Genomic DNA, 22,536 nt, shown 5'->3' on the forward strand with positions numbered 1-22,536 from the left:
TTCCAAGGGGGCGAGATGCCGAACATCGGGGGCCGTCCGGCCACGATCGCGAGGGACGACATCCTCCGGGCCGGTCGCGAGCTCGGGATGCGGCGGCTCAGCGTGAAGGCGGTCGCGGTCCGGCTGGGGGTGACCGCGACCGCCCTCTACCGGCACGTCGACTCCCGATGGGGGCTCGAGCGGCTGGTCGGCGAGAGCATCCTGGCCGAGTTGCGGCTCCGGGACGATCCCGGGCACGACGTCGAACGGCACCTGCTGTCCTTCGCCCTGCAGATGCGGGGTTTCATGCTGGAACACCCGGGCCTGGTCACCTACCTGCAGCTGCTGTTCCCACGCGGCGACGGTGGCCAGCGCCTGCTGAACACCGAGGTCGACGCGCTCGTCCGCCGGGGTCACGAGCCCGCCGCGGCGATCGTGCTCAGCGGCGCCGTCGCGTCGCTGACCATCGCGATGACCGCGTCCGAGGAGAACAGCATGGCGGCCGAGGAAGCCGACGGCGCCGGGCTGGACCGGGAACGGCAGGCGGTGCGCGACCGGCTGGCCGGTGACGACCGGCTCGCCGGGCCGTCCGCCGCGTTGCCGCAGGTGCCGCGGCCCGAGTACGTGCGGCTGCTGCTGACCGCGTCGATCCGCGGGCTGATCGGGTCCTGCCCGCCGGGCAGGCCGGTCGCCGAGATGGTGGCCGATCTGGCGGCCACCGGGGAGGGGCTGTGATGGCGCGCGGGTTCCAAGGCGCGGTGATGCGGGGTTTCGGGGCCCGGGACCACGAAGCGACCGTCGTCGAGACACAGGAGATAACGCCGAAGTTCGTGCGGGTCCGGTTCGTCTCGCCGACGTTGTTCGAGGACCTCGTCGTGGAGCCGACGGTCTGGCTCCGGTTCTGGTTCCCGGACCCGGAAGGCGGCGCGACGGAGTTCCAGCGCGCGTACACGCTCACCGAAACCGATCCGGGAGCCGGCACCTTCGCGATCGACGTCGTCCTGCACGAGCCCGCCGGTCCCGCGTCGCGGTGGCTGCGCGACGCGCGGCCCGGTTCGACGGTTCCGGTGATGTCGTTGGGTTCCTCGTCCTTCTCCGTCCCCGCCGAACCACCCGTCGGCTACCTGCTGATCGGCGATTCCGCCTCGATCCCCGCGATCAACGCGATCCTCGACGTGGTCCCGGCCGATCTTCCCGTCGAGCTCTACCTCGAAGAACACGACGAGACCGACCGGCTGATCCCGCTGGGCGACCACGCGCGGCTGACCGTCCACTGGGTGCCGCGCCTGGACGCGACTTCGCTGGCCGCGGCGATCGAGACGCGCGACTGGTCGGACTGGCAGGCGTGGATCGCGACGGAAGCCGGTTCGTTCAAACATCTCAAGACCCGCTTGCGGGAGACGTTCGGCTTCCCCAAGACCGAGGTGCACGGCCGCGCGTACTGGTACTACGGCCGGGCCATGGGTGCTTTCCGTGGGAAGAAGGAAGAACCGGCGCCCGAGGCCCCGAAGCCGGTCGAGCAGGCGCCCAAGGGAGCAGCGCCCAAGGGGGCATGGCGGGCACAGGCCGCCGGACGGCTGCTCGCGCCGGTACGGCGGACGCTGCTCTTCGCCGGGATCCTGCAAGCCGTCGTGACGCTGATCGGTCTCGCGCCGTTCGTGCTGCTGGTGGAGCTGGTCCGGCGGCTGATCGAGGGCGGCGGGTCGCTGTGGGCGATCGGCGTCTCGGCGCTGGTGCTGCTCGGCGTGGGCACCCTCCTCGAATCCGCGGTCGTGCTCTGGCTGCACGCGGCCGACGCGCGGTTCGCCCGCGACCTGCGGCAGCGGTTGCTGGGCAAACTCGCGAGGCTGCCGCTGGGCTGGTTCACCGCTCGAAGTTCAGGCACTGTCGCGAAACTCGTGCAGGGCGACACGCTTTCGCTCCACTATCTGGTCACGCACGCCGTTCCCGACGCGGTGGCCGCCGTCGTCGCGCCGGTCGCGGTGCTGGCGTACCTGTTCGCGGTGGACTGGCGGCTCGCCCTCGTCCTGCTCGTCCCGATCCTCGTCTACCTCGTCACGACGTCGATCATGGTCGTCCAATCGGGACCCAAGACCGGCCAGGCGATGCGCTGGGCGGAACGGATGTCCGGGGAGGCGGGCGCGTATCTGGAGGGACAGCCGGTGATCCGGGTGTTCGGCGGGGCCGCGGCGTCGTCGTTCCGGCGGCGGCTCGACGAGTACATCGGCTTCCTCGGCGACTGGCAGCGCCCGTTCACCGGCAAGAAGACCATGCTCGACTTCGCCACCCGGCCCGCCACCTTCCTGCTCCTGATCACCGGAATCGGCACACCGATGGTGGTCGGCGGTGGTACGGAGCCGGTGACGCTGATCCCGTTCCTGTTACTGGGCACCACGTTCGGCGCACGGTTGCTGGGGATCGGGTACGGCCTGGGCGGTGTCCGTGAAGGGATGCTCGCCGCCCGCCGCATCCAGGTCGTCCTCGACGAACCCGAACTGTCCACAGTGGAGCTTGAGATCGGGAACGGTGCCGAGCCGGGCACGGTGGAACTGGACCGGGTGGGTTTCGCCTACCGCAGCGGGGTTCCCGTGCTGGAAGACGTCTCCCTGACCTTGCGGCCCGGCACGGTGACCGCGCTGGTCGGACCGTCGGGAGCGGGGAAGTCGACGCTCGCCGCCTTGGTCGCCCGGTTCCACGACGTGACCGAGGGAGCGATCCGGGTCGGCGGGAGGGACGTCCGCTCCTTCGCGGCCGACGAGCTCTACGGCCAGGTGGGCTTCGTGCTGCAGGATCCGCAACTCGTCCAGGGGACCGTGCGCGAGAACATCGCCCTCGCCGTCCCCGGCGCCACCGAAGACCAGGTCGTCGCCGCGGCCCGTGACGCGCAGATCCACGAGCGGATCCTGCGGCTGCCGAACGGTTACGACACCGTCCTCGGCGCCGGTTCCCAGCTGTCGGGCGGGGAACGCCAGCGGGTGGCCATCGCCCGCGCGATCCTCGCCGACGCCCCGGTCCTCGTCCTCGACGAGGCGACCGCCTTCGCCGATCCCGAGTCGGAGTACCTCGTGCAACAAGCACTCGACCGGCTCACCGCCGGCCGGACCGTCCTGGTCATCGCGCATCGCCTGCACACCGTCACCGGCGCCGACCGGATCGTGGTCCTCGACCGCGGGCGGATCGCCGAAAGCGGGACCCACGAAGAACTTCTGGCCTCGGGCGGCCGCTACACCCGCCTGTGGAAGGCCGGGGCCGGTGCGGAGGTGACCGCGTGATCCGCACGCTGCTGAGCCTGATCCCCGGGGCGAAACGCCAGGCGTTCCGGCGGTACGTCGTCCTTGCCGTGCTTTCGGTGCTGCTGCGCGCCACCGGCGCCGTCCTGCTCGTGCCGCTGGTGGGCGCCCTGTTCGGCGCCGAACCCGCGGACGCGCTGCCCTGGCTGGGCACCCTCGCCGCCGTCACCGCGGCGGGCTGGGCCGTCGACGCGGTCGTGGGACGGCTCGGGTTCGAACTCGGCTTCGGGGTGCTGGACCACGCCCAGCACGACGTCGCCGAGCAGCTGACCCGGGTCCGGCTGTCCTGGTTGGACGGTGAACACACCCAGACCGCCCGGCAGGCCATCGCCGCGACCGGTCCCGACCTCGTCGGCCTGGTCGGCTACCTGCTCACCCCGCTCATCGGCGCGGTCCTGCTGCCGATCGCGATCGCGCTGGCCCTGCTGCCGATCGCCTGGCCGCTCGGGCTGGCCGCGCTGGCCGGGGTCCCGGTACTGCTGGGCGCCCTGTGGGCGACCGGACGGATCACCCGGCGCGCCGACCGGGCGGCGGGCGAAGCGAACACCACGCTGACCGAGCGGATCGTCGAGTTCGCCCGCACCCAGCAGACGTTGCGCGCCGCCCGCCGCGTGGAACCCGCGCGCAGTCACGCCGGTGCGGCGCTCGCCGCGCACCACGGCGCGACCGTCCGGTTGCTGCGCCTCCAGATCCCGGGCCAGGTGCTGTTCGGCGTCGCCGGTCAGCTCGCGCTGGTCCTGCTCGCCGGGACGACCGTCCTCCTTGCCACACAAGGAAGTCTGAGCGTGCCCGAGGCGATCGCGCTGATCGTCGTGATCGCCCGGTACCTGGAACCGTTCAGCGCGCTCGGGGATCTCGCCCCCGGCATCGAGACCGCCGCCACCACGCTCGGCCGCATCCGCACGGTGCTCACCGCACCCGTGGCCCCGGCGGGCGAAGCCGCCTCGCCGGGCGAGCAGGCGCCGCGGATCCGGTTCGAAGAAGTCGGTTTCCGGTATGCGCCAGGCTCCGAAACCGTGCTGGAGAACTTCTCCCTCACCCTGGAACCGGGGACGACGACCGCGATCGTGGGGCCGTCCGGCTCCGGCAAGAGCACGGTCCTCGCGTTGCTCGCCGGTCTTCACCAGCCCACCAGCGGACGGGTGCTCGCCGACGGGACGGATCTCGCCGAACTGTCCGCGACCGGCCGCCGGGACCTCGTCACGGTGGTGTTCCAGCAGCCGTACCTGTTCGAGGGTTCGGTGCGGGACAACGTCCTCGCCGGGGATCCCTCGGCGAGCGAGGAGAGGATCGCCGAGGTCGTCGAGCTCGCCAGGGTCGGCGAACTGCTGGAGCACACGGCCGTCGGCGAGGCAGGCGGCGCGCTCTCCGGTGGTGAGCGGCAACGCGTGTCGATCGCCCGCGCCTTGCTCAAACCGGCGCCGGTGCTGCTGGTCGACGAGGCCACCAGCGCGCTGGACACCGAGAACGAGGACGCCGTCGTCCGGTCCCTCAGCGCCGATTCCCCGTCGCGGACGCGGGTGATCGTCACCCATCGGATCGCCGGCATCCGGCACGCGGACCGGGTCCTCTTCCTGGAGGACGGGCGGATCACCGAAGACGGCGGCGTCGAAGAACTCCTCGCGCGGCAAGGATGTTTCGCCGAGTTCTGGCGGCGGCAGATCGACGCCACCGGTTGGAGGATCGGCGCGAGATGACCCATACGCAGGGGGAGCCGGAGTGGGTCGTCACCCGCGACGGCAGACGGCTCTACGCGATGGTGCTCGGCGGGGCCGAAGGTTTCGCCGAGCCGACGGTGGTGTTCGAAGCCGGTGCCGCCGCCACCCGGTCGTCCTGGGCGGCGGTGCAACCTGAGGTCGGCAGGTACGCCCGCGCGATCGTCTACGACCGTTCCGGGCTCGGCCGCAGCGCACCGGATCCCGGCCGCCGGACGCTGCGCCGGATGGCCGACGACCTCAACGACGTCCTCGACCACTTCGGGCCGGGGCCGTACATCCTCGCCGGGCACAGCGCCGGCGGGCCGATCGTGCGGCAGGCCGCCGCCCGCCGCCCCGAGCGGATCGCCGGGCTGGTCCTGGTCGACCCGACCGACGAGGCGGCGGACGTCCTCTTCGGCCGGGCCTTCCGCACCGGTGAACGCGTCATGCTCAAGGCCGGTGCCGTGCTCGCGCGGCTCGGCCTGCTCAAAGTCCTCTTCCGCGGTCTGCTGCGGGGTATCCCGGACGACGTCCGCCGCGACCTCGAACGGGAGGCGTTCACCGTCGGGACGATGCGGACCCATCGGGAGCAGGCCCGCACCTTCCTCGACGAACTGGCCGTCTGGCGGCACGAACCGCCCGTGCTCGGGAACATCCCGGTCACGGTGGTGTCCGGCGGCCGCGGCGGGGGCGGGATGTCCGCCGGGATGCGGGCGCGGGCGAACGCGTCCCACGCCCACCGTGTCGCGCTCTCGCCCGTCGGCAGGCACGTGATCGCGGAGCGGTCCGGGCACTACGTCCCGAAGACCGAGCCCGAGGTGATCGCGCGCGAGATCGTCAGGATGACGTGAGCGACGGTCAACCGGCGGCGCTGTCGACCTTGGCGCGCTGTGGCGGGACCACGTCGGGGACGGGGGTGCCGTGGCCGTGTTTGCCTGCCTCGGTCGTGGTCATGATCCGGTCGATGCAGGCGAGGCCGATCGCGGAAAGCACGAAGAGGGCGTGCAGGATCGCTTGCCACATCACGGCTTGCGTGTCGATCTGGCCCGTGCCCGGGATCCGGGCGGGCTGGATGAAGGTGCGCAGGAGGTGCACCGAGGAGATGCCGATGATCGCGGTGGCCAGCTTGGTCTTGAGCACGTTGGCGTTGACGTGCGACAACCATTCCGGCTCGTCCGGGTGGCCGCGCAGCCGGATGCGGGAAACGAACGTCTCGTAGCCACCGATGATCACCATGATCAGCAGGTTGGAGATCATCACGATGTCCACCAGCTGCAAGACCGCGAGCATCACGTCGCCCTCGGTGAACGGCGCGCCCGGGTTCGCGCCGCCGTCGGCGATCCCGGTGACCACCTGCGCGATCAGATGCCCGATTTCGACCAGGAACCGCCAGACGTACACCAGCTGCGCGACGATCAGTCCCAGGTAGAGCGGAACTTGCAGCCAGCGGCTGAAGAACAGCAGCCTCCCGACCCCGGCGGGGCCGCGGGAAACGGTGGACGAGCGGGGACTGGGCGCGGGCATGCGGAAAGGACCTCTCAGTCGGAGCGCACGGTGTGGTGAGCGGGGTGGCGACCCGGCGCGCGGCGTCAGCGCGGGTTCTTGATCAACTTCTTACTGGGCCTCACCCCGGCCCGCGACCCGGACCGGCCCGTTTACGTCGAAGGAGGTAACGACATCGCCAGCCGGAGTTCCTCGTAGGTCGGGGCCAGCGTCCGGAGCGTCTCGGCGGCGCGCGCGTCGTCCTCGACGACGAGGTCGTATTGCAGCGAACCGACCAGGCGCGCCTGCCTGGTGGCGACCTCCGCCGCCGCGTCGTGGCCGATCCGGCGCAGGCAGACCGCCGCGTCGGCCAGCCTTCGGGTGCCGACACGGATCGCGAAGTGGATGAGCAGTCCGCGCAGGTCCGGGTCACAGCCGGCGTCGATCCGCGCGGCCAGCGCGAGCGCCGCGTCACCGTTGCCGAGGCTGCCGGGTGGGACTTCCGCGCCGGCCTCGCCGCTCAGCCGCTTGATCGCCCGGGGGAGCGCCGCGCCGATCGCGGCTTCGTCGGTGACGACGGTGTGGCGGACGAAATTCGTGCGCAGGGTGTGCGGCTTGCCGTAGGCGACGGTTTCGGCACGCCAGGCGGCGGCGAAATCCTTCCGTGGGATCCGCGAATACGGGTAGCCCTGCGGGTCGTGGGCGAGGACCGACCCGGCGTCCGCGGCGAGCGCCACGAGGAAATGGTCGGCGCCGATCGGGCCGGTCATCCCCGGCTGGTGGCGCAGATGCCCCATCTCGACCGGGCCGATCAGGACCGGGCCGCCTGCCAGGCTTTCGGCGAGCCGGGCGAACGCGGCGTCCGGATCCGGTTCGCTCACGGTTTCGGCCGTCCAGCCGAGGATGTCGAGCGCTTCGTCGATGCCGAGGTCGGGGTCCCAGCCGAAGGCGTCGAAGAACGGCAGGGAACCGCCGACCAGCTGCATGCCGAAAGGACTGCCGGTGACGGTTTCGAGCACGTCGGCCAGCGGTGCCTCGGCACCGAGCATCATCGCGACGGAATGGGCGTAACAATAGGGACCGGAACCACGGTACGGAATGTCGATCACGCGTTCGACGATGGCAGTTTTCGCGCCGAAACGCCACCACCCGGATTTTCCGTCCGTTGTGGACGGTGCATCACCCGTCCGGGGGTTTCGGGGCCACTCAACGGGTTCTATCCAGGGGACACCGCCGGTCCCGGTTGCCGTTGACGATCTTGCCGACACAGGATGACCGTCTATCGGACTCGCTGTCCCCGCCGTCCTGACCTGGGCCGACGGAAGCGAGGGGTGAGGCGGAGGCGGCATGGCGGGACGTCGTGGGCGGAATCGGTGGCGCCGGGGCCTGGCGCTGCTCACGGTGGTCGTCGTGGCGTTGCTGATGGGCGCCCCGCTGCCCGCGAGCGCCCAGACACAGCCGCGCGGAGCGGGCACCGAACGGCCGATCGGCCCGGAGCCGGTGTACTCCGGGCTGGCGCACGGTGGCATCACGATGGCCGCGAACTCCGTCGTGCAGTGCGGCGTCGGCGTGGTCTGCAACGAGTCCGCGAGCAACGCGAGCCCGGTGTCGTGGATCAAGACCGACCCGGCCGCGCCCGGGAACACCGCCTCCGCGGCGAACCTGAACGTCCCGGTCGGCGCGAAGGTGCTCAACGCCCGGCTGTACTGGCAGTTCAACCCGGTGGCCTCCAACGGGACCTCCGGCGACGGTTCCCAGGGCAACCAGGTTTCGATGAAGATCCCGGGCTCGAGCGCCTACCAGCGGATCACCGCCGACACCTACGACTGGTTCCCCGCGCTGGCGACGTCCGGCTTCCCGGTCCCGTACGCCTACGGAGGCGCGGCCGACGTCACGAACCTCGTCACGAACGGCGGGACCGGGCAGTACACGGTCGCCGACATCCAGGCCTGCCAGGGCCAGTCGATCAGCGGGACCAACCTGGGCTGCTGGGGCGGCTGGTCGCTGGTCGTGGCCTACGAACTGCCCAGCGAACCGCTGCGCTATCTCCAGGTGTGGGACGGCCTGCAGCGGGTGGCGGGCGGTGGCGCCCCCGTGTCGGCGACGATCGCGCTGAGCGGCATCAAGGCGCCGACCTCCCGTCAGCCGAACGTCGAACTGGGCATCGTGGCCGGCGACGGCGACGCGCCCATCAGCGGTGATTACCTCCAGGTGGGGCCGAACGCGAGCAGCCTCCAGGACGTCTCCCTGCCGGGGCCCGCGGGCACGGTGACGAACAACGCGTTCAGCAGCCGGATCGACAAGGTCGCGGCCAACGGCTCGGGCTCGAACATCACCACACGGAACCCCAATCCGGTGAACAACGTCGGGTATGACGCCCGAAGCATCGACATCACCGGCAAGGTCCCCGCAGGTACCAGCGCGCTGCAGGTGAAGATCGGTACCACCGGCGACGCGCTGTACCCGCAGGTCGTCTGGCTCGTCACCGACGCGCTCGAACCCGACCTGCAGATCACCAAGGCCAACGACCCGGTCGGCAACACGAACGACGCTCCGCCGGGTTACGTCACCAAGGGCGGCGACGTCACCTACACCTTCGACGTCGCCAACAAACACGCCGACGGGTCCACCACCGACCTCGACACCGCGACGAACGTCGTGCTCACCGACACGCTGCCGGACGGCGTCACGTTCGTGGCCGGGTCCAATCCGGACTGTTCGGCCGCCGGGCAGGTGGTCACGTGCAGACTGCGGAACCTGGCGCCGGGGCAGTCGCAGAAGGTCGCCTTCAAGGTCAAGGTCGGCGCCTCGGTGCCGGACGGCACCAAACTCGACAACACCGGCAAGCTGACCTTCCGCGGCGAGGACACCGGCCGCCCGCAGGAACGCACGTCGAACACGGTGCGGAACACGGTCGCTTCGCCCGGATACCAGCTGACGAAGTCGGTCGACCTCGCCGAGGCGATCCCGGGGGACACCCTGACCTACCAGGTGACCCTGCGGAACACCGGCGTGATCCCGGTGCCCGCGCTCACGGTGCGCGACACGCTGCCACCGGGCACGACCCACGTGTCGTCCACACCCTCGAAGGGCACGGCGTCCGGCACGGGGCCGATCGACTGGGCCGTCAACGGTCTCGCCGTCGGGGAGACGGCCACGCTGACCGTGCGCGTGAAGGTCGAAGAAACCGCCATCGGCAAGGAACTGGTGAACCGCGCGAACGTGCCCACCGGACCGCCGCCGGTCGTCCCGCCCGACAACCGCTGCCCGGACGATCCCGCGGCGGCGTGCGCGAAGACCAAGGTGCCCGCGCCGTCGTACACGGTGACGAAGACCGCGGACAAGCAATCCGCGAACCCGGGCGACACCGTGCGCTACACGGTCAAGGTCGACAACACCGGCAGGGTGACCGCGGCGAATCTCAAGGTCGTCGACGACCTGACCGGGGTGCTCGACGACGCGGTCTACCAGAACGATGCCACCGCGTCGCCCGGTTCGGTGTCCTACGCGGAGCCGAAGCTGACCTGGACCGGCACGCTCGCGGCGGGGAAGAGCGCGGAGTTCACCTACACCGTCAAGGTGAAGAACCCGAACACCGGCGACAACCGGCTCAAGAACGTGGTGACGTCCGAAACGCCGGGCGGTAACTGTCCGCCGGGTTCGACGGATCCGAAGTGTGGGACGACGACGCCGGTTTCCGGTCTGCTGATCGAAAAATCGGTGGACAAGCAGTCGGCCAATCCCGGTGACGTCGTGAAGTACACCGTCACGGTGAAGAACACCGGCCAGACGAAGCTGGCCGGTGCGACGTTCACCGACGATCTGACCCAGGTTCTGGATGACGCGGATTACCAGAACGACGGTGCGGCGACGATCGGCGCGGTGTCGTTCGCCTCGCCGAAGCTGAGCTGGACCGGCGATCTCGGCGTCGGTGAGACGTCCACGGTGACCTACACGGTCAAGGTCAAGAAGCCGAACACCGGCGACAACAAGCTCAAGAACACGGTGTCCTCGGAGACTCCGGGTGGTAATTGTCCACCGGGTTCTACGGATCCGAAGTGCGGGACGACGACGCCGATTTCCGGTCTGCTGATGGAAAAGTCGGTGGACAAGCAGTCGGCGAACCCCGGCGACGTCGTGAAGTACACGGTGACCGTGCGGAACACGGGGCAGACCAAGATCTCCGGTGCGACGTTCACCGACGATCTGACCCAGGTTCTGGATGACGCGGATTATCAGAACGATGGCGCGGCGACGATCGGTGCGGTGTCGTTCGCCTCACCGAAGCTGACGTGGACCGGCGACCTCGACATCGGTGCCACCTCCACGGTGACTTACACGGTGAAGGTCAAGAACCCCAACCCTGGCGACAAGAAGCTGTCCAATGTGGTCACTTCGGAAACGCCGGGTGGGAACTGCCCGCCAGGGTCTACAGATCCGAAGTGCGGCACCACCACGCCGGTTTCCGGGCTCACCATCGAGAAGTCGGTCGACAAGCAGTCGGCGAACCCCGGCGATGTCGTCAAGTACACGGTCAAGGTCACCAACTCCGGTCAGACGAAGCTGGCCGGTGCGACGTTCACCGATGATCTGACGCAGGTCCTCGACGACGCGGACTATCAGAACGACGGTGCGGCGACCATCGGCGCGGTGTCCTTTGCCTCGCCGAAGCTGACCTGGACCGGTGACCTCGAGATCGGCGCTGCCTCCACGGTGACTTACACGGTGAAGGTGAAGAGCCCGAACACCGGTGACAACAAACTCATCAACGTGGTGACGTCGGAGACTCCTGGCGGGAACTGTCCTCCGGGTTCGACGGATCCGAAGTGTGGCACGACGACGCCGGTGTCGGGCTTCAAGATCGAGAAGTCGGTCGACAAGCAGTCAGCCAACCCGGGTGACGTGGTGAAGTACACGGTCACGGTCACGAACACCGGTCAGACCAAGTTGACCGGTGCGACGTTCACCGATGATCTGACGCAGGTCCTCGACGATGCCGAGTATCAGAACGATGGTGCGGCGACGATCGGTGTGGTGTCGTTCGCCTCACCGAAGCTGACGTGGACCGGGGATCTTGAAATCGGCGCCACCTCGACAGTGACCTACACGGTCAAGGTGAAGAACCCGAACTCCGGTGACAACAAGCTGATCAACACGGTCATGTCGGAGACGCCGGGCGGGAACTGCCCGCCGGGGTCCACTGACCCCAAGTGCGGCACCACGACGCCGGTGTCGGGCCTGAAGATCGAGAAGGCCGTCGACAAGCAGTCGGCGAACCCCGGCGATGTCGTGAAGTACACCGTGACGGTGACCAACACCGGTCAGACGAAGATCGTCGGCGCGACGTTCACCGATGATCTGACGCAGGTTCTCGACGACGCGGATTATCAGAACGACGGTGCCGCGACGATCGGCGCGGTGTCGTTCGCCTCGCCGAAGCTGACGTGGACTGGCGACCTGGAGATGGGTGCCGCCTCCACGGTCACGTACACGGTGAAGGTGAAGAGCCCGAACACCGGCGACAACAAGCTGATCAACGCGGTCACGTCGGAGACGCCAGGCGGGAACTGTCCGCCGGGCTCGACCGATCCGAAGTGCACCACGACCACGCCTGTGTCGGGTTTCAAGATTGAGAAGGCTGTCGATAAGCAGTCGGCGAACCCGGGCGATGTCGTCAAGTACACGGTCACCGTCACGAACACCGGGCAGACGAAGCTGACGGGAGCGACCTTCACCGACGACTTGACCCGGGTCCTCGACGACGCGGACTATCAGGACGATGGCGCGGCGACGATCGGCACGGTGTCCTACGCGGCGCCGAAGCTGACGTGGACCGGTGACCTCGATATCGGTCAGGTGTCCACGGTGACCTACACGGTGAAGGTCAAGAATCCCAATCCTGGCGACAAAACGATGTCCAATGTGGTCACTTCGGAGACGCCGGGTGGAAACTGCCCGCCGGGATCCACGGATCCGAAGTGCGGCACGACGACGCCGGTTTCCGGTCTGCTGATCGAGAAGACCGTCGACAAGCAGTCGGCCAACCCGGGCGATGTCGTCAAGTACACGGTCACCGTCACCAACATCGGGCAGACGAAGCTGACGGGTGCGACGTTCACCGATGAGCTGACGCAGGTTCTGGACGACGCCGACTACCAGAACGATGGCACAGCGACGATCGGCACGGTGTCTTACGCCGCGCCGAAGCTGACCTGGACCGGTGACCTCGAGATCGGCGCCGCGGCCACGGTGACCTACACGGTGAAGGTGAAGAGCCCGAACACCGGCGACAACAAGCTGTCCAATGTGGTCACTTCGGAGACGCCTGGTGGGAACTGTCCGCCGGGGTCCACGGATCCGAAGTGCGGCACGACGACGCCGGTGTCGGGTTTCAAGATCGAGAAGGCTGTCGACAAGCAGTCGGTCGATCCGGGTGACGTCGTGAAGTACACGGTCACGGTCACGAACACCGGTCAGACGAAGCTGACGGGTGCGACGTTCGCCGACGACCTGACCCAGGTTCTCGACGACGCGGACTATCAGAACGACGGTGCCGCGACCATCGGTGCGGTCACGTTCGCTTCACCGAAGCTCACCTGGAACGGCGATCTCGAAATCGGCGCCGCGGCCACGGTGACCTACACGGTCAAGGTCAAGAACCCGAACACCGGCGACAACCAGCTCAAGAACACGGTGTCCTCGGAGACGCCAGGCGGGAACTGTCCGCCGGGGTCCACAGACCCGAAGTGCGGCACGACCACTCCCGTGTCGGGTTTCAAGATCGAGAAGGTCGTCGACAAGCAGTCGGCGAACCCCGGCGATGTCGTCAAGTACACCGTGACCGTCACGAACACCGGTCAGACGAAGATCTCCGGCGCGACGTTCACCGACGATTTGACGCAGGTTCTCGACGATGCCGATTATCAGAACGACGGTGCGGCGACGATCGGCGCGGTGTCCTATGTGGAGCCGAAGCTGACGTGGACCGGTGATCTCGAAATCGGCGCCGCGGCCACGGTCACCTACACGGTGAAGGTCAAGAACCCGACCTCGGGTGACAACAAGCTCATCAACACGGTCACTTCCGAAACGCCGGGCGGAAACTGTTCGCCGGACAGCAAGGATCCGAAGTGCGGCACGGAGACGCCGATCTCGGGTCTGAAGATCGAGAAGGTCGTCGACAAGAAGTCGGCGAACCCGGGCGATGTCGTGAAGTACACGGTCACCGTCACGAACACCGGTCAGACCAAGCTGACGGGAGCGACCTTCACCGACGACCTGACCCAGGTTCTCGACGACGCCGACTACCAGAACGACGGCACGGCGACCATCGGCGCGGTCACGTTCGCCTCGCCGAAGCTGACGTGGACCGGCGACCTCGGCGTCGGTGACAAGGCGACGGTGACCTACACGGTCAAGGTCAAGAACCCGAACACCGGCGACAACCGGCTCAAGAACGCGGTGTCCTCGGAGACGCCGGGCGGGAACTGCCCACCGGGATCCACGGACCCCGCCTGTGGCACGGAGACCCCGGTCGCGGGTTTGAAGATCGAGAAGTCGGTCGACAAGAAGTCGGCGAACCCCGGTGACGTCGTGAAGTACACGGTCACCGTGACCAACACCGGTCAGACGAAGCTGACGGGTGCGACGTTCACGGACGATCTGACCCAGGTTCTCGACGACGCGGACTACCAGAACGACGGCGCGGCGACGATCGGCGCGGTGTCCTACGCGGAACCCGAGCTGACGTGGACCGGGGATCTTGAAATCGGCGCAACCTCGACGGTGACCTACACGGTCAAGGTGAAGAGCCCGAACTCCGGCGACAACAAGCTCACCAACGTGGTGACGTCGGAGACGCCGGGCGGGAACTGCCCGCCGGGCAGCAAGGATCCGAAGTGCGGCACGACCACTCCGGTGTCGGGGCTGCTCATCAAGAAGACCGCCGACAAGAAGTCGGTCGACCCCGGCGACACGGTGAAGTACACGATCACCGTCACCAACACCGGCCAGACCGAACAGACCGGCGCGACCTTCACCGACGACATGACCGAAGTCCTGGACGACGCCGACTATCAGAACGACGGCGCGGCGACCATCGGCGGCGTCACCTACGCGGCACCGAAGCTGACGTGGACCGGCGACCTCGGCATCGGGCAGACCTCGACCATCACCTACACGGTCAAGATCAAGAACCCGGACACCGGCGACAAGAAACTGTCCAATGTGGTCACTTCGGAGACGCCCGGCAACAACTGCCCGCCGGGTTCGGACGACCCGAACTGTGTCGCGGACGTCCCGTCCCGCGAGCTGACGGTCAAGAAGACATCGGACAAGCAGACCGCGAACCCGGGCGACGTCGTCACCTACACCGTGACAGTCACCAACACCGGCAAGGTCGACCTGGTCGGCGAGGACGCCGCGCGGGTCACGGACGACCTGTCCGAGGTGCTGGACGACGCCGACTACCGGAACGACGCCGCGTCGGCCCCGGTCGCCGGGACGTTCACCTTCACCGCGCCGAAGCTGGTGTGGCGCGGCGATCTCCCGGTCGGGGCGTCGACGACGCTGAAGTACTCGGTCAAGGTGAAGAACCCGGTCACCGGCGATCACGAACTGCGGAACACGGTCAGCACCAACACCCCGGGCACCTGCCCGCCGCAGTCCGACGATCCCGCGTGCTCGACTGTCACCCCGGTGCCCGGGATCTCGCTGGAGAAGAAGGCGGACAAGGCCACCGCGAACCCGGGCGACGTCGTCAAGTACACGGTGACGGTCCGCAACACCGGCAAGACGAAGCTGACCGGTGCGACGTTCACCGACGACTTGACGCAGGTTCTCGACGACGCCGTGTTCCAGAAGGACGGCGCGGCGACGATCGGCGCGGTGACCTACGAGGAACCGAAGCTGACCTGGACCGGCGACCTGGAGATCGGGCAGACGGCGACGGTCACCTACAGCGTCAAGGTCACCAAGACCGGTGGCGACGGCAAGCTCACCAACGTGATCACCACCGACACCCCGGGTGGCAACTGCCCGCCGGGCAGCAAGGATCCGAAGTGCGGCACGACGACGCCGGTGTCCAGCCTGAAGATCAAGAAGACGGTCGACAAGACCGAGGCCAAACCGGGCGAGGTCGTCACGTACACCGTCACGGTGGAGAACACCGGACAGGCCGCGGTGGACGACGCGACGTTCACCGACGACCTGAGCCAGGTGCTGGACGACGCCACCTTCGACGGCACCGCGAAGGCCAGCACGGGAACGGTCACCTACTCCGCGCCCAAGCTCACCTGGAAGGGCGAGCTGAAGCCGGGGGAGAAGGCCACCGTGACCTACGCCGTCACCCTGCGGAAGCCGGCGACCGGTGACCACCGCCTGCGCAACGTGGTCACGTCCGACACCCCGGGCGGCAACTGCCCGCCGGGTTCGGACAACCCCGACTGCGGGACCGACACCCGGGTGCCGCCGACTCCGCGGCCGCCGGACAAGCCGAACCCGCAGCCGCCGCCCACCCCGCGTCCGCCGGGCCTGGCGGTCACCGGTTCGCCGGTGAAGACGATGTCGATCCTGGCGCTCGGCATGCTGGCCATCGGCGCGCTGCTCCTCCTCACCGGACGGAGGCGCCGGGAGTCCTGACCGGGCTCAGTGCGGGCCGCCCGACGACGAGTTGTCGTAGGTGCCGGGTCCGGAGCGGTAGGGGTAGCGACCCTGCTTTCTGCCGCGCCGGACCCGTCGGCCCAGCAGCGTCCCTATGGTGAGCAGGATCAGGATGACCAGGAGCATCCCGCCGCCGATGAGGAGCAACGCCGTTCCCATCGTCATGAGACGAGGGTGGGCACCGCGATCAGCGCCTCGACCTCGACGACGAGTTCGGGCCGCGCCAGCGCCGCCACGACGATCAGCGACTGGGCGGGCCAGTCCGCTTCCGGGTACCAGCGGGTGAAGGTTTCGCGCATCGCCGTGCGGAAACCGGCGAGGTGCTCGGTGCCGGACAGCATGCTGAAGACCTTGACCAGATGCTCCGGCCCGGCTCCCGCGGCTTCGAGCAGCCGTTCGAGGTTGGCGAGCAACGCCCGGGTCTGGGATTCGGCGTCCGGACCCGCCAGTTCGCCGTCGGGCAGCACGCCGACCTGACCCGACACGACGACGAGTTCATGGTCGGCGGGTACGCGGACCAGATGGCTGTACGGCCCGATCGGTGCCGCGACGGTCTCCGGATTCCAGCGCTGGATCATCGGTCCCCACTTCTCGATGTGCGGTTGATTCGAATCCGATTGTCGGGGACCGATGATTCGGCGCCGCTGCCGGAGTCTCCCTTTAGAAGGACGATGACTGGAGGGACTCCGAAGATGACGGATTCAGGAGCGAAGGCCGAGGTCTGGCCGCTGGTCCACGCCGAGCGGGCGGCGCTGGCGGAAGACCTCGCGGGACTCACCGAAGAGCGGTGGGCGACGCCGTCGCTGTGCGCCGGGCTGACGGTGCGCGAGGTGCTCGCGCATCTCACCTCGGGGGCGAGCCTCACGCCGCTGAGGTGGATGGCGGGAGTGATCCGCTGCCGGTGGGATTTCGACAAGCAGGTCGCCATGCGGCTGGCCGAGCAACTGGGCGACGACGGCGCCGAGACGCTGGAGCGGTTTCGCCGGGTCGTGACCAGTACGACGAAACCGCCCCTGCCCAAGATCGCGATGCTCGGCGAGGCGATCGTCCACGCCGAGGACATCCGCCGCCCGCTGGGCATCCGCCGGGACTATCCGATCGCCACGCTCACCGCGCTGGCCGGGTACTACCAGGGCTCCGACCTGGTGGTGCAGGCGAAAGGGCGGATCGGCGGGCTGCGGCTGGAAGCGACCGACGGCCCCTTCGCCGTCGGTTCCGGGCCGCTCGTCTCGGGCGCGACCCTGACGCTGATCATGGCCATGACCGGACGGGCGGCGTACCTGGCCGAACTCCGCGGCGACGGGGTCCCGATCCTGCGCCGACATGTCCCGTCGCCGGAGTGAGGCTCAGCCCTGTTCGAGGGGCAGGCCCGCGCCGGCCCAGTCCTCGATGCCCTCCCGGTACTTGCGGACGTCGGTGTAGCCGAGGGCGGTGAGGCGGTCGGCTACCTGTCCGCTGTTGGGGCACGCGGGGTTCGAGCAGTAGGTGACGACGGCGGCGCCGCGATCGGGCAGCACGGTCGCGGCCCGCGCGTCGACCTCGGCGAGGACCAAGGGAACGGCGCCGGGCAGATGCTGCTTGGCGTAGTACTCGCCACCCAGCGCGTCGACCACCGTCACGGTCTTCGCGTCGATCGCGGCCTTCAGTTCGTCACGGGTGATGAGTGCGGTCATGTCGCTACCTCCAGTTAATCGGACTATAGTCCGTATGTGCCTAACGACCATAACGGACCGCAGTCCGCTTCCGCAACGTCGTTGGAACTTCTGCGGACGCCGCCGCCCAAGGAGCGCGCCGACGCCGCCCGTAACCGGGCCGCCATCCTGGACGCGGCCGCGTCGCTGTTCGACGGGCATGGCGTCGAAGCCGTGTCGATGGATCAGGTGGCGGCGGCCGCGGGAGTGGGCAAGGGGACGCTGTTCCGCCGCTTCGGGGACAAGGCAGGGCTGGCCGCCGCGCTGCTGGACGCCCGGGAACGCGTGCTCCAGGAGGGGATCCTGACGGGGCCGCCGCCGCTGGGCCCTGGCGCGACGGCGCCGGAACGCCTCGTGGCCTTCGCCGACGCCTACCTCGACTACGTGCTCAAGCACCTGCCGCTGGTGCGGATGTCGGAGACCGCGGCACCGGGCGCGCGCTACCGCATCGGCGCCTACCGGTTCTGGCACCGGCACGTCGCGATCCTGCTCGACGGCGTCCCCGACCCCGAGCACGCCGCGCACGCCCTGCTGGCCCCGCTGGCGGCCGAGCACCTGACCGCGTTGCTGCCGGAACTGGGGGAGGACCGCGTCCGCGCGGGGATCACGCGCCTGTGGCGGGAGGCCGGACCCAAGTAGGGTGTCGTCGAGAACCCGGGAGTGTGTCGATGACGGTAGGGCGCCGGACGTACCGGCCTGCGAGGCAGGCCGTGCTCGTCCTGCTCGCCGCCGTGCTGACCTCACTCGGCCTCTTTCTCTCCCTGCACTCGGGTGATTCCGCCTCGGCGGACGAGTCGCGCGGGGCGAACGCGACGGTCGACTCCTCGGTCTCCAAGGCCGTCACGCCCGTGCGCGCCATGGGCAGGCTCGCCGCCGAACCCTCGCTGCTGGGTGTGCACGGTCACGGTGACCTGCCTCTCTTCGGCACCGTCCCGCACGGGCCCGCGTCCACGACCCTGCTCCGCCTCAGCGAACTCCACGACGACGTCACCCCGCCCCAGCGCACGGCGAACCGCCTCGCGCTGGGCGATCGCGCTCCTCCTTCCCCGGTAGCCGTCTGAAGCTCCCGGGCCCGTCTTCCGCGTGCCCGGACCGGGAATCCGCGCGCCTGCCTTCCGTTGCCGCGCGCGGGTGAATTCATCGAGGAGAACCCTTCGTGCCGCGCGAAACCGCGCGGCGAGGCATGACCGGGCGAGCCGTCGTCTCGCTGGTCGTCCTCGCCGCGACCGTGTACCTGTTGCTGACCACCGCCCCGCGCCTGGGGCTCGATCTGCGTGGTGGCACGCAGATCGTGCTGGAGACCAAGAATTCGCCCACCGTCACCGCCGACGCCGAGACCACCGACCGCACGCTCGAGGTACTGCGCCGCCGGGTCGACGCCCTCGGTGTCGCCGAGCCCATGCTGGCCCGCTCCGGGGACAACCGGATCATCGTCGAACTACCCGGCGTGCGGGATCCGCGCGAGGCCGTCGAGGTGATCGGCCGTACCGCGCAGCTGTCCTTCCATCCGGTGGTCGGCGTCGGCGCCTCCACCGGCGACCGCGTCCTGCCCGACGAGAGCGGTCAGCCGATCACGCTCGGACCCGCCGCGCTGACCGGCGAAGGCGTCGACGGGGCACGCTCCTCGATCGATTCGCAAGGAGGCGGCGGCTGGCTCGTTTCCGTCGACTTCAAAGGGGATTCCGGTCGCGCCTGGGAGCGGCTGACCGGGCAGGCGGCCTGCTCGCCACCCGGTGACCCGACCCGCCGGGTGGCGATCGCGCTCGACGACAAGGTGATCTCCTCACCCCAGGTGAGCCCGCAGGTCGCCTGCGGGGTCGGGATCGTCGGCGGCAGCACGCAGATCACCGGGCAGTTCTCCCCGGCCGAGGCGAAGGACCTGGCGTTGCTGATCAACGCCGGCGCGCTGCCGACACCGGTCGAGATCATCGAGCAGCGGACCGTCGGCCCCACGCTCGGTGCCGCCGCGATCGACGCCAGCGCCCGCGCCGCCGTGATCGGCCTGGCGCTGACCGCGCTGTTCCTGCTCGCGGTGTACCGGCTGGCCGGGCTGATCGCCGTGGGCACGCTGGTGGCGTACGCCGCCGTGTCCTACGCCGCCCTGCTCGCCGTCGGCGCGACGCTGACCTTGCCGGGGCTCGCCGGCTTCGTCCTGGCCATCGGCATGGCCGTCGACGCGACCGTGCTCGTCTTCGAACGGGCGAGAGAAGAACACTCCGTCAAACGCGGTGGCTCACTGCCGCGTTCGGTCAGCCGCGGGTTCAGTGGCGCGTTGTCGGCGATCGTCGATTCGAACGTGACGACCCTGCTCGCCGCGGGGCTGCTGTTCTGGCTGGCGTCCGGCCCGGTGCGCGGATTCGGGGTGACGCTGTCGATCGGTGTCGTCGTGGCCCTGTTCATCTCGCTCGTGCTCACGCGCTTGCTGCTGCACCTCACCATGCGGGGTTTCGTCGCACGCAAACCGCGGCTTTCCGGGCTCACCCACGAGGGCCGGGTCCGGCACTGGGTGAACCGGCGTGATCCGGAGTTCCTCGGCAAACCCCGGCGCTGGCTGATGGTCGCGGGCGCGGTCGTCATCGCCGCGATCGCGGGACTGTTCGTGGCGGGACCGAACCTCGGCGTCGAATTCACCGGCGGCCGGGTGATCGAGTACAGCACTTCGTCGCACGCCGACGTCGAACAGGTCCGCGACGCGGTCTCCGACGCCGGATTCCCCCGCGCCGTCGTGCAGATGTCCGGTGAGAAGGACATCGCGGTCCGCACCGAGCCGATCGACGACGCCGCCACCGACCGGATCCGGGCCGCGATCTCCGGAGTCGCCGGGGACGCCACCGAGATCCGCGACGAGCAGATCGGCCCGAGCCTCGGCGCCGAACTGCGCACCAAGGCGGTGATCGCGCTCGGCCTCGCGGTGCTGGCGCAGCTGATCTACCTGGCGGTGCGGTTCGACTGGCGGCTCGGGCTGGCCACCGTGGCCGCGCTCGCCCAGGACGTCCTGATCATCCTCGGGATCTTCGCCTGGCTGGGCAAGTCCCTGGACGGCGTATTCCTCGCCGCGCTGCTGACGGTGATCGGCTACTCGGTGAACGACTCGGTGGTGGTCTTCGACCGGGTCCGGGAAGTGCGGGGACAGCGGCGCAAGGAGCCGTTCGCCCGCGTCGTCGGCACGGCCGTGCTGCAGACGTTGCCCCGGACGATCAACACCGGGATCGGCGTGCTGTTCGTGCTCGGGGCGCTGCTGTTCCTCGGGGACGGTTCACTGGCCGACTTCGCCCTCGCGCTCCTGCTGGGCCTCGTCGCGGGCACAGTGTCCACTGTGGCCACCGCGGGTCCTGTCGCGATCCTGCTCGACAAGCGATGGCCAGGAGCAGGGCGGCCCGCGCGAAAGGCGTCGCGGACTCAAAAGCGCGACGACAACGGCGCGGTGGTGTGATCGGCGTTCCTTTGTGGACCGCCGCGTTCGGTCCGGCCTCTATGCTCGTTCCCGGTGGCAGGGGAGTCCACCGGGAACGAGGGGCGGGGTAGATGATCCAGAGCGTGCTCGTCGGCGCTGTCGTGGTGCTGGCTTGGACGATGACCGCGGCACGGCTGGAACGGTGGCAGATCACCGCGCCGATGGCGATGGTCGCGGCGGGGCTGGCGATCGGGTTCAGCACCCGCAACGACCTCGGCAACGGGCTCAACACCGAGATCGCGCTCAACGCGGCGGAACTGATCCTCGCGTTGCTGTTGTTCGTGGACGCCACCGCGGTCAAAGGCGGCTATCTCGGCCATGACGCCAAGACCGCGGTGCGGCTGCTGCTGATCGCGTTGCCGCTGACGATCCTGATCGTGATGGGTGTCGGCCTCCTGACGCTGCCCGGCCTCGGCTGGGCGGCGGTCCTGCTGATCGCCTGCATCATCGCGCCCACGGATTTCGCGCCCGCGACCTCGGTGGTGCACGACGTACGCGTGCCGGAACGCGTGCGGCATCTGCTGAACGTCGAAAGCGGGTACAACGACGGCGTCGTCGCCCCGGTGTTCATCTTCGCGCTCACCCTCGCGGGGAGCCACAACCAGGCGAACACGCCGGGCGAGGCGCTGCGGGCCGCGATCCCGGCGGCGTTGCTGGCCGTGCTGGCGGGTTCCGTCATCGGTGTGGTGGCCGCGGTGGCGATGAACGTGACCGGCAAACACGGCTGGTCCACCCGGCACTCCGCGCGGGTCGCGGCCGTCGCGTTGCCGCTGCTGACCTACACGGCCGCCGTCGCGATCGGCGGCAACGGTTTCGTCGCCGCGTTCATCTGCGGCATCGCGTACAAGACCGCCCGGCACCCCGGCGAGGAGGAACTCGGGCTCGCCGAGGACGTCAGTTCGCTGTGCGGGCTGCTGATGTGGTTCGTCTTCGGCAGCACCGCGGTGCTGGTGCTGTCCTTCGGCCTGACGTGGGGTGTGGTGATCGTCAGCGTCGTCGCGCTGACCGTCGCCCGGCTGATCCCGGTGCTGCTCACCTTGCTGCGCACGGATTTCCGGTGGCGGGACCGGATGACCATCGGTCTGCTGGCGCCGCGCGGCGCGGCGTCGATCGTGTTCGGGCTGCTGGCCTTCAACTCACTCGACGGCGAAGCGGCGGACGTCGCGCTGAGCGTCATGGCGGTGACCGTGCTGGCGAGCGTCGCCGCGCACGGCGTCGGGGCGACGGCTTTCCTGAACCGGAAGTCGAAGACCTCGTGAGTGGTAAGTGACGTTCTAGCGTTA

Annotated in this window: 15 protein-coding genes; 10 read left to right on the forward strand and 5 right to left on the reverse strand. The window is 69.1% G+C overall.

The genetic code is table 11. The annotated features are described in order from the left end of the window. Positions 1–15: 15 nt before the first annotated feature. From B0293_RS11635 to B0293_RS11650, 4 genes are read left to right on the forward strand one after another with little or no spacing between them, the layout of a single operon-like run. The gene (locus B0293_RS11635; RefSeq protein ID WP_005167797.1) at positions 16–714 is read left to right on the forward strand and encodes a TetR/AcrR family transcriptional regulator; all 699 of its coding nucleotides are present in this window, start codon (positions 16–18) and stop codon (positions 712–714) included. Continuing rightward, the gene (locus tag B0293_RS11640) at positions 714–3,251 is read left to right on the forward strand and encodes an ABC transporter ATP-binding protein/permease (protein ID WP_039919919.1); all 2,538 of its coding nucleotides are present in this window, start codon (positions 714–716) and stop codon (positions 3,249–3,251) included. The genes B0293_RS11635 and B0293_RS11640 overlap by 1 nt, the downstream gene beginning before the upstream one ends. Next, the gene (locus B0293_RS11645; protein ID WP_005167793.1) at positions 3,248–4,966 is read left to right on the forward strand and encodes an ABC transporter ATP-binding protein; all 1,719 of its coding nucleotides are present in this window, start codon (positions 3,248–3,250) and stop codon (positions 4,964–4,966) included. The genes B0293_RS11640 and B0293_RS11645 overlap by 4 nt, the downstream gene beginning before the upstream one ends. After that, positions 4,963–5,817: an alpha/beta fold hydrolase gene (locus B0293_RS11650; protein WP_005167792.1), complete on the forward strand. Its 855-nt coding sequence runs from the start codon at positions 4,963–4,965 to the stop codon at positions 5,815–5,817. Before B0293_RS11645 ends, B0293_RS11650 begins: the two co-directional genes overlap by 4 nt. Before the next feature lie 7 nt (positions 5,818–5,824). Here the strand turns inward: B0293_RS11650 and B0293_RS11655 are convergent, their stop codons facing one another. Both B0293_RS11655 and B0293_RS11660 read right to left on the reverse strand, forming a co-directional pair. After that, complete coding sequence (locus tag B0293_RS11655) at positions 5,825–6,490, reverse strand: TIGR00645 family protein (RefSeq protein WP_005167790.1); 666 nt, start codon at positions 6,488–6,490, stop codon at positions 5,825–5,827. Between the two features lie 131 nt (positions 6,491–6,621). Further along, positions 6,622–7,557 carry a hypothetical protein gene (locus B0293_RS11660; RefSeq protein WP_005167788.1) on the reverse strand — a complete coding sequence of 312 codons (936 nt, stop codon included), beginning with the start codon at positions 7,555–7,557 and terminating at the stop codon, positions 6,622–6,624. Positions 7,558–7,795: 238 nt separating this feature from the next. Between B0293_RS11660 and B0293_RS11665 the strand changes: the two genes are divergently transcribed. Continuing rightward, positions 7,796–16,087 carry a DUF7927 domain-containing protein gene (locus B0293_RS11665; protein ID WP_005167786.1) on the forward strand — a complete coding sequence of 2,764 codons (8,292 nt, stop codon included), beginning with the start codon at positions 7,796–7,798 and terminating at the stop codon, positions 16,085–16,087. Positions 16,088–16,093: 6 nt separating this feature from the next. Here B0293_RS11665 and B0293_RS11670 read toward each other — a convergent pair whose 3' ends face one another. Next, the gene (locus B0293_RS11670; protein ID WP_005167784.1) at positions 16,094–16,273 is read right to left on the reverse strand and encodes a hypothetical protein; all 180 of its coding nucleotides are present in this window, start codon (positions 16,271–16,273) and stop codon (positions 16,094–16,096) included. Beyond that, positions 16,270–16,686 carry a RidA family protein gene (locus B0293_RS11675; protein ID WP_005167782.1) on the reverse strand — a complete coding sequence of 139 codons (417 nt, stop codon included), beginning with the start codon at positions 16,684–16,686 and terminating at the stop codon, positions 16,270–16,272. The genes B0293_RS11670 and B0293_RS11675 overlap by 4 nt, the downstream gene beginning before the upstream one ends. 114 nt (positions 16,687–16,800) lie before the next feature. On the opposite strand from B0293_RS11675, the gene B0293_RS11680 reads away from it, so the two are divergent. Then, positions 16,801–17,451 carry a maleylpyruvate isomerase family mycothiol-dependent enzyme gene (locus tag B0293_RS11680; protein ID WP_005167780.1) on the forward strand — a complete coding sequence of 217 codons (651 nt, stop codon included), beginning with the start codon at positions 16,801–16,803 and terminating at the stop codon, positions 17,449–17,451. A 3-nt stretch (positions 17,452–17,454) separates the two neighbouring features. Here B0293_RS11680 and B0293_RS11685 read toward each other — a convergent pair whose 3' ends face one another. Further along, a complete protein-coding gene (locus B0293_RS11685) occupies positions 17,455–17,781 on the reverse strand; it encodes a rhodanese-like domain-containing protein (protein WP_005167778.1) in 327 nt (108 codons plus the stop codon). 81 nt (positions 17,782–17,862) lie between these two features. Between B0293_RS11685 and B0293_RS11690 the strand changes: the two genes are divergently transcribed. The 4 genes from B0293_RS11690 (at position 17,863) to B0293_RS11705 (ending at position 22,512) form a co-directional block, all read left to right on the forward strand. Further along, positions 17,863–18,438, forward strand: a complete 576-nt coding sequence (locus tag B0293_RS11690) for a TetR/AcrR family transcriptional regulator (protein WP_005167776.1) — start codon at positions 17,863–17,865, stop codon at positions 18,436–18,438. Between the two features lie 29 nt (positions 18,439–18,467). Then, positions 18,468–18,860: a hypothetical protein gene (locus tag B0293_RS11695; protein WP_245192173.1), complete on the forward strand. Its 393-nt coding sequence runs from the start codon at positions 18,468–18,470 to the stop codon at positions 18,858–18,860. A 95-nt stretch (positions 18,861–18,955) separates the two neighbouring features. Continuing rightward, a complete protein-coding gene (gene secD / locus B0293_RS11700; RefSeq protein ID WP_005167773.1) occupies positions 18,956–21,232 on the forward strand; it encodes a protein translocase subunit SecD in 2,277 nt (758 codons plus the stop codon). A 92-nt stretch (positions 21,233–21,324) separates the two neighbouring features. After that, positions 21,325–22,512: a cation:proton antiporter gene (locus B0293_RS11705; RefSeq protein ID WP_005167771.1), complete on the forward strand. Its 1,188-nt coding sequence runs from the start codon at positions 21,325–21,327 to the stop codon at positions 22,510–22,512. Positions 22,513–22,536 lie beyond the last annotated feature (24 nt).

Origin of the sequence: Amycolatopsis azurea DSM 43854 (assembly GCF_001995215.1) — a bacterium.
GTDB lineage: Bacteria > Actinomycetota > Actinomycetes > Mycobacteriales > Pseudonocardiaceae > Amycolatopsis > Amycolatopsis azurea.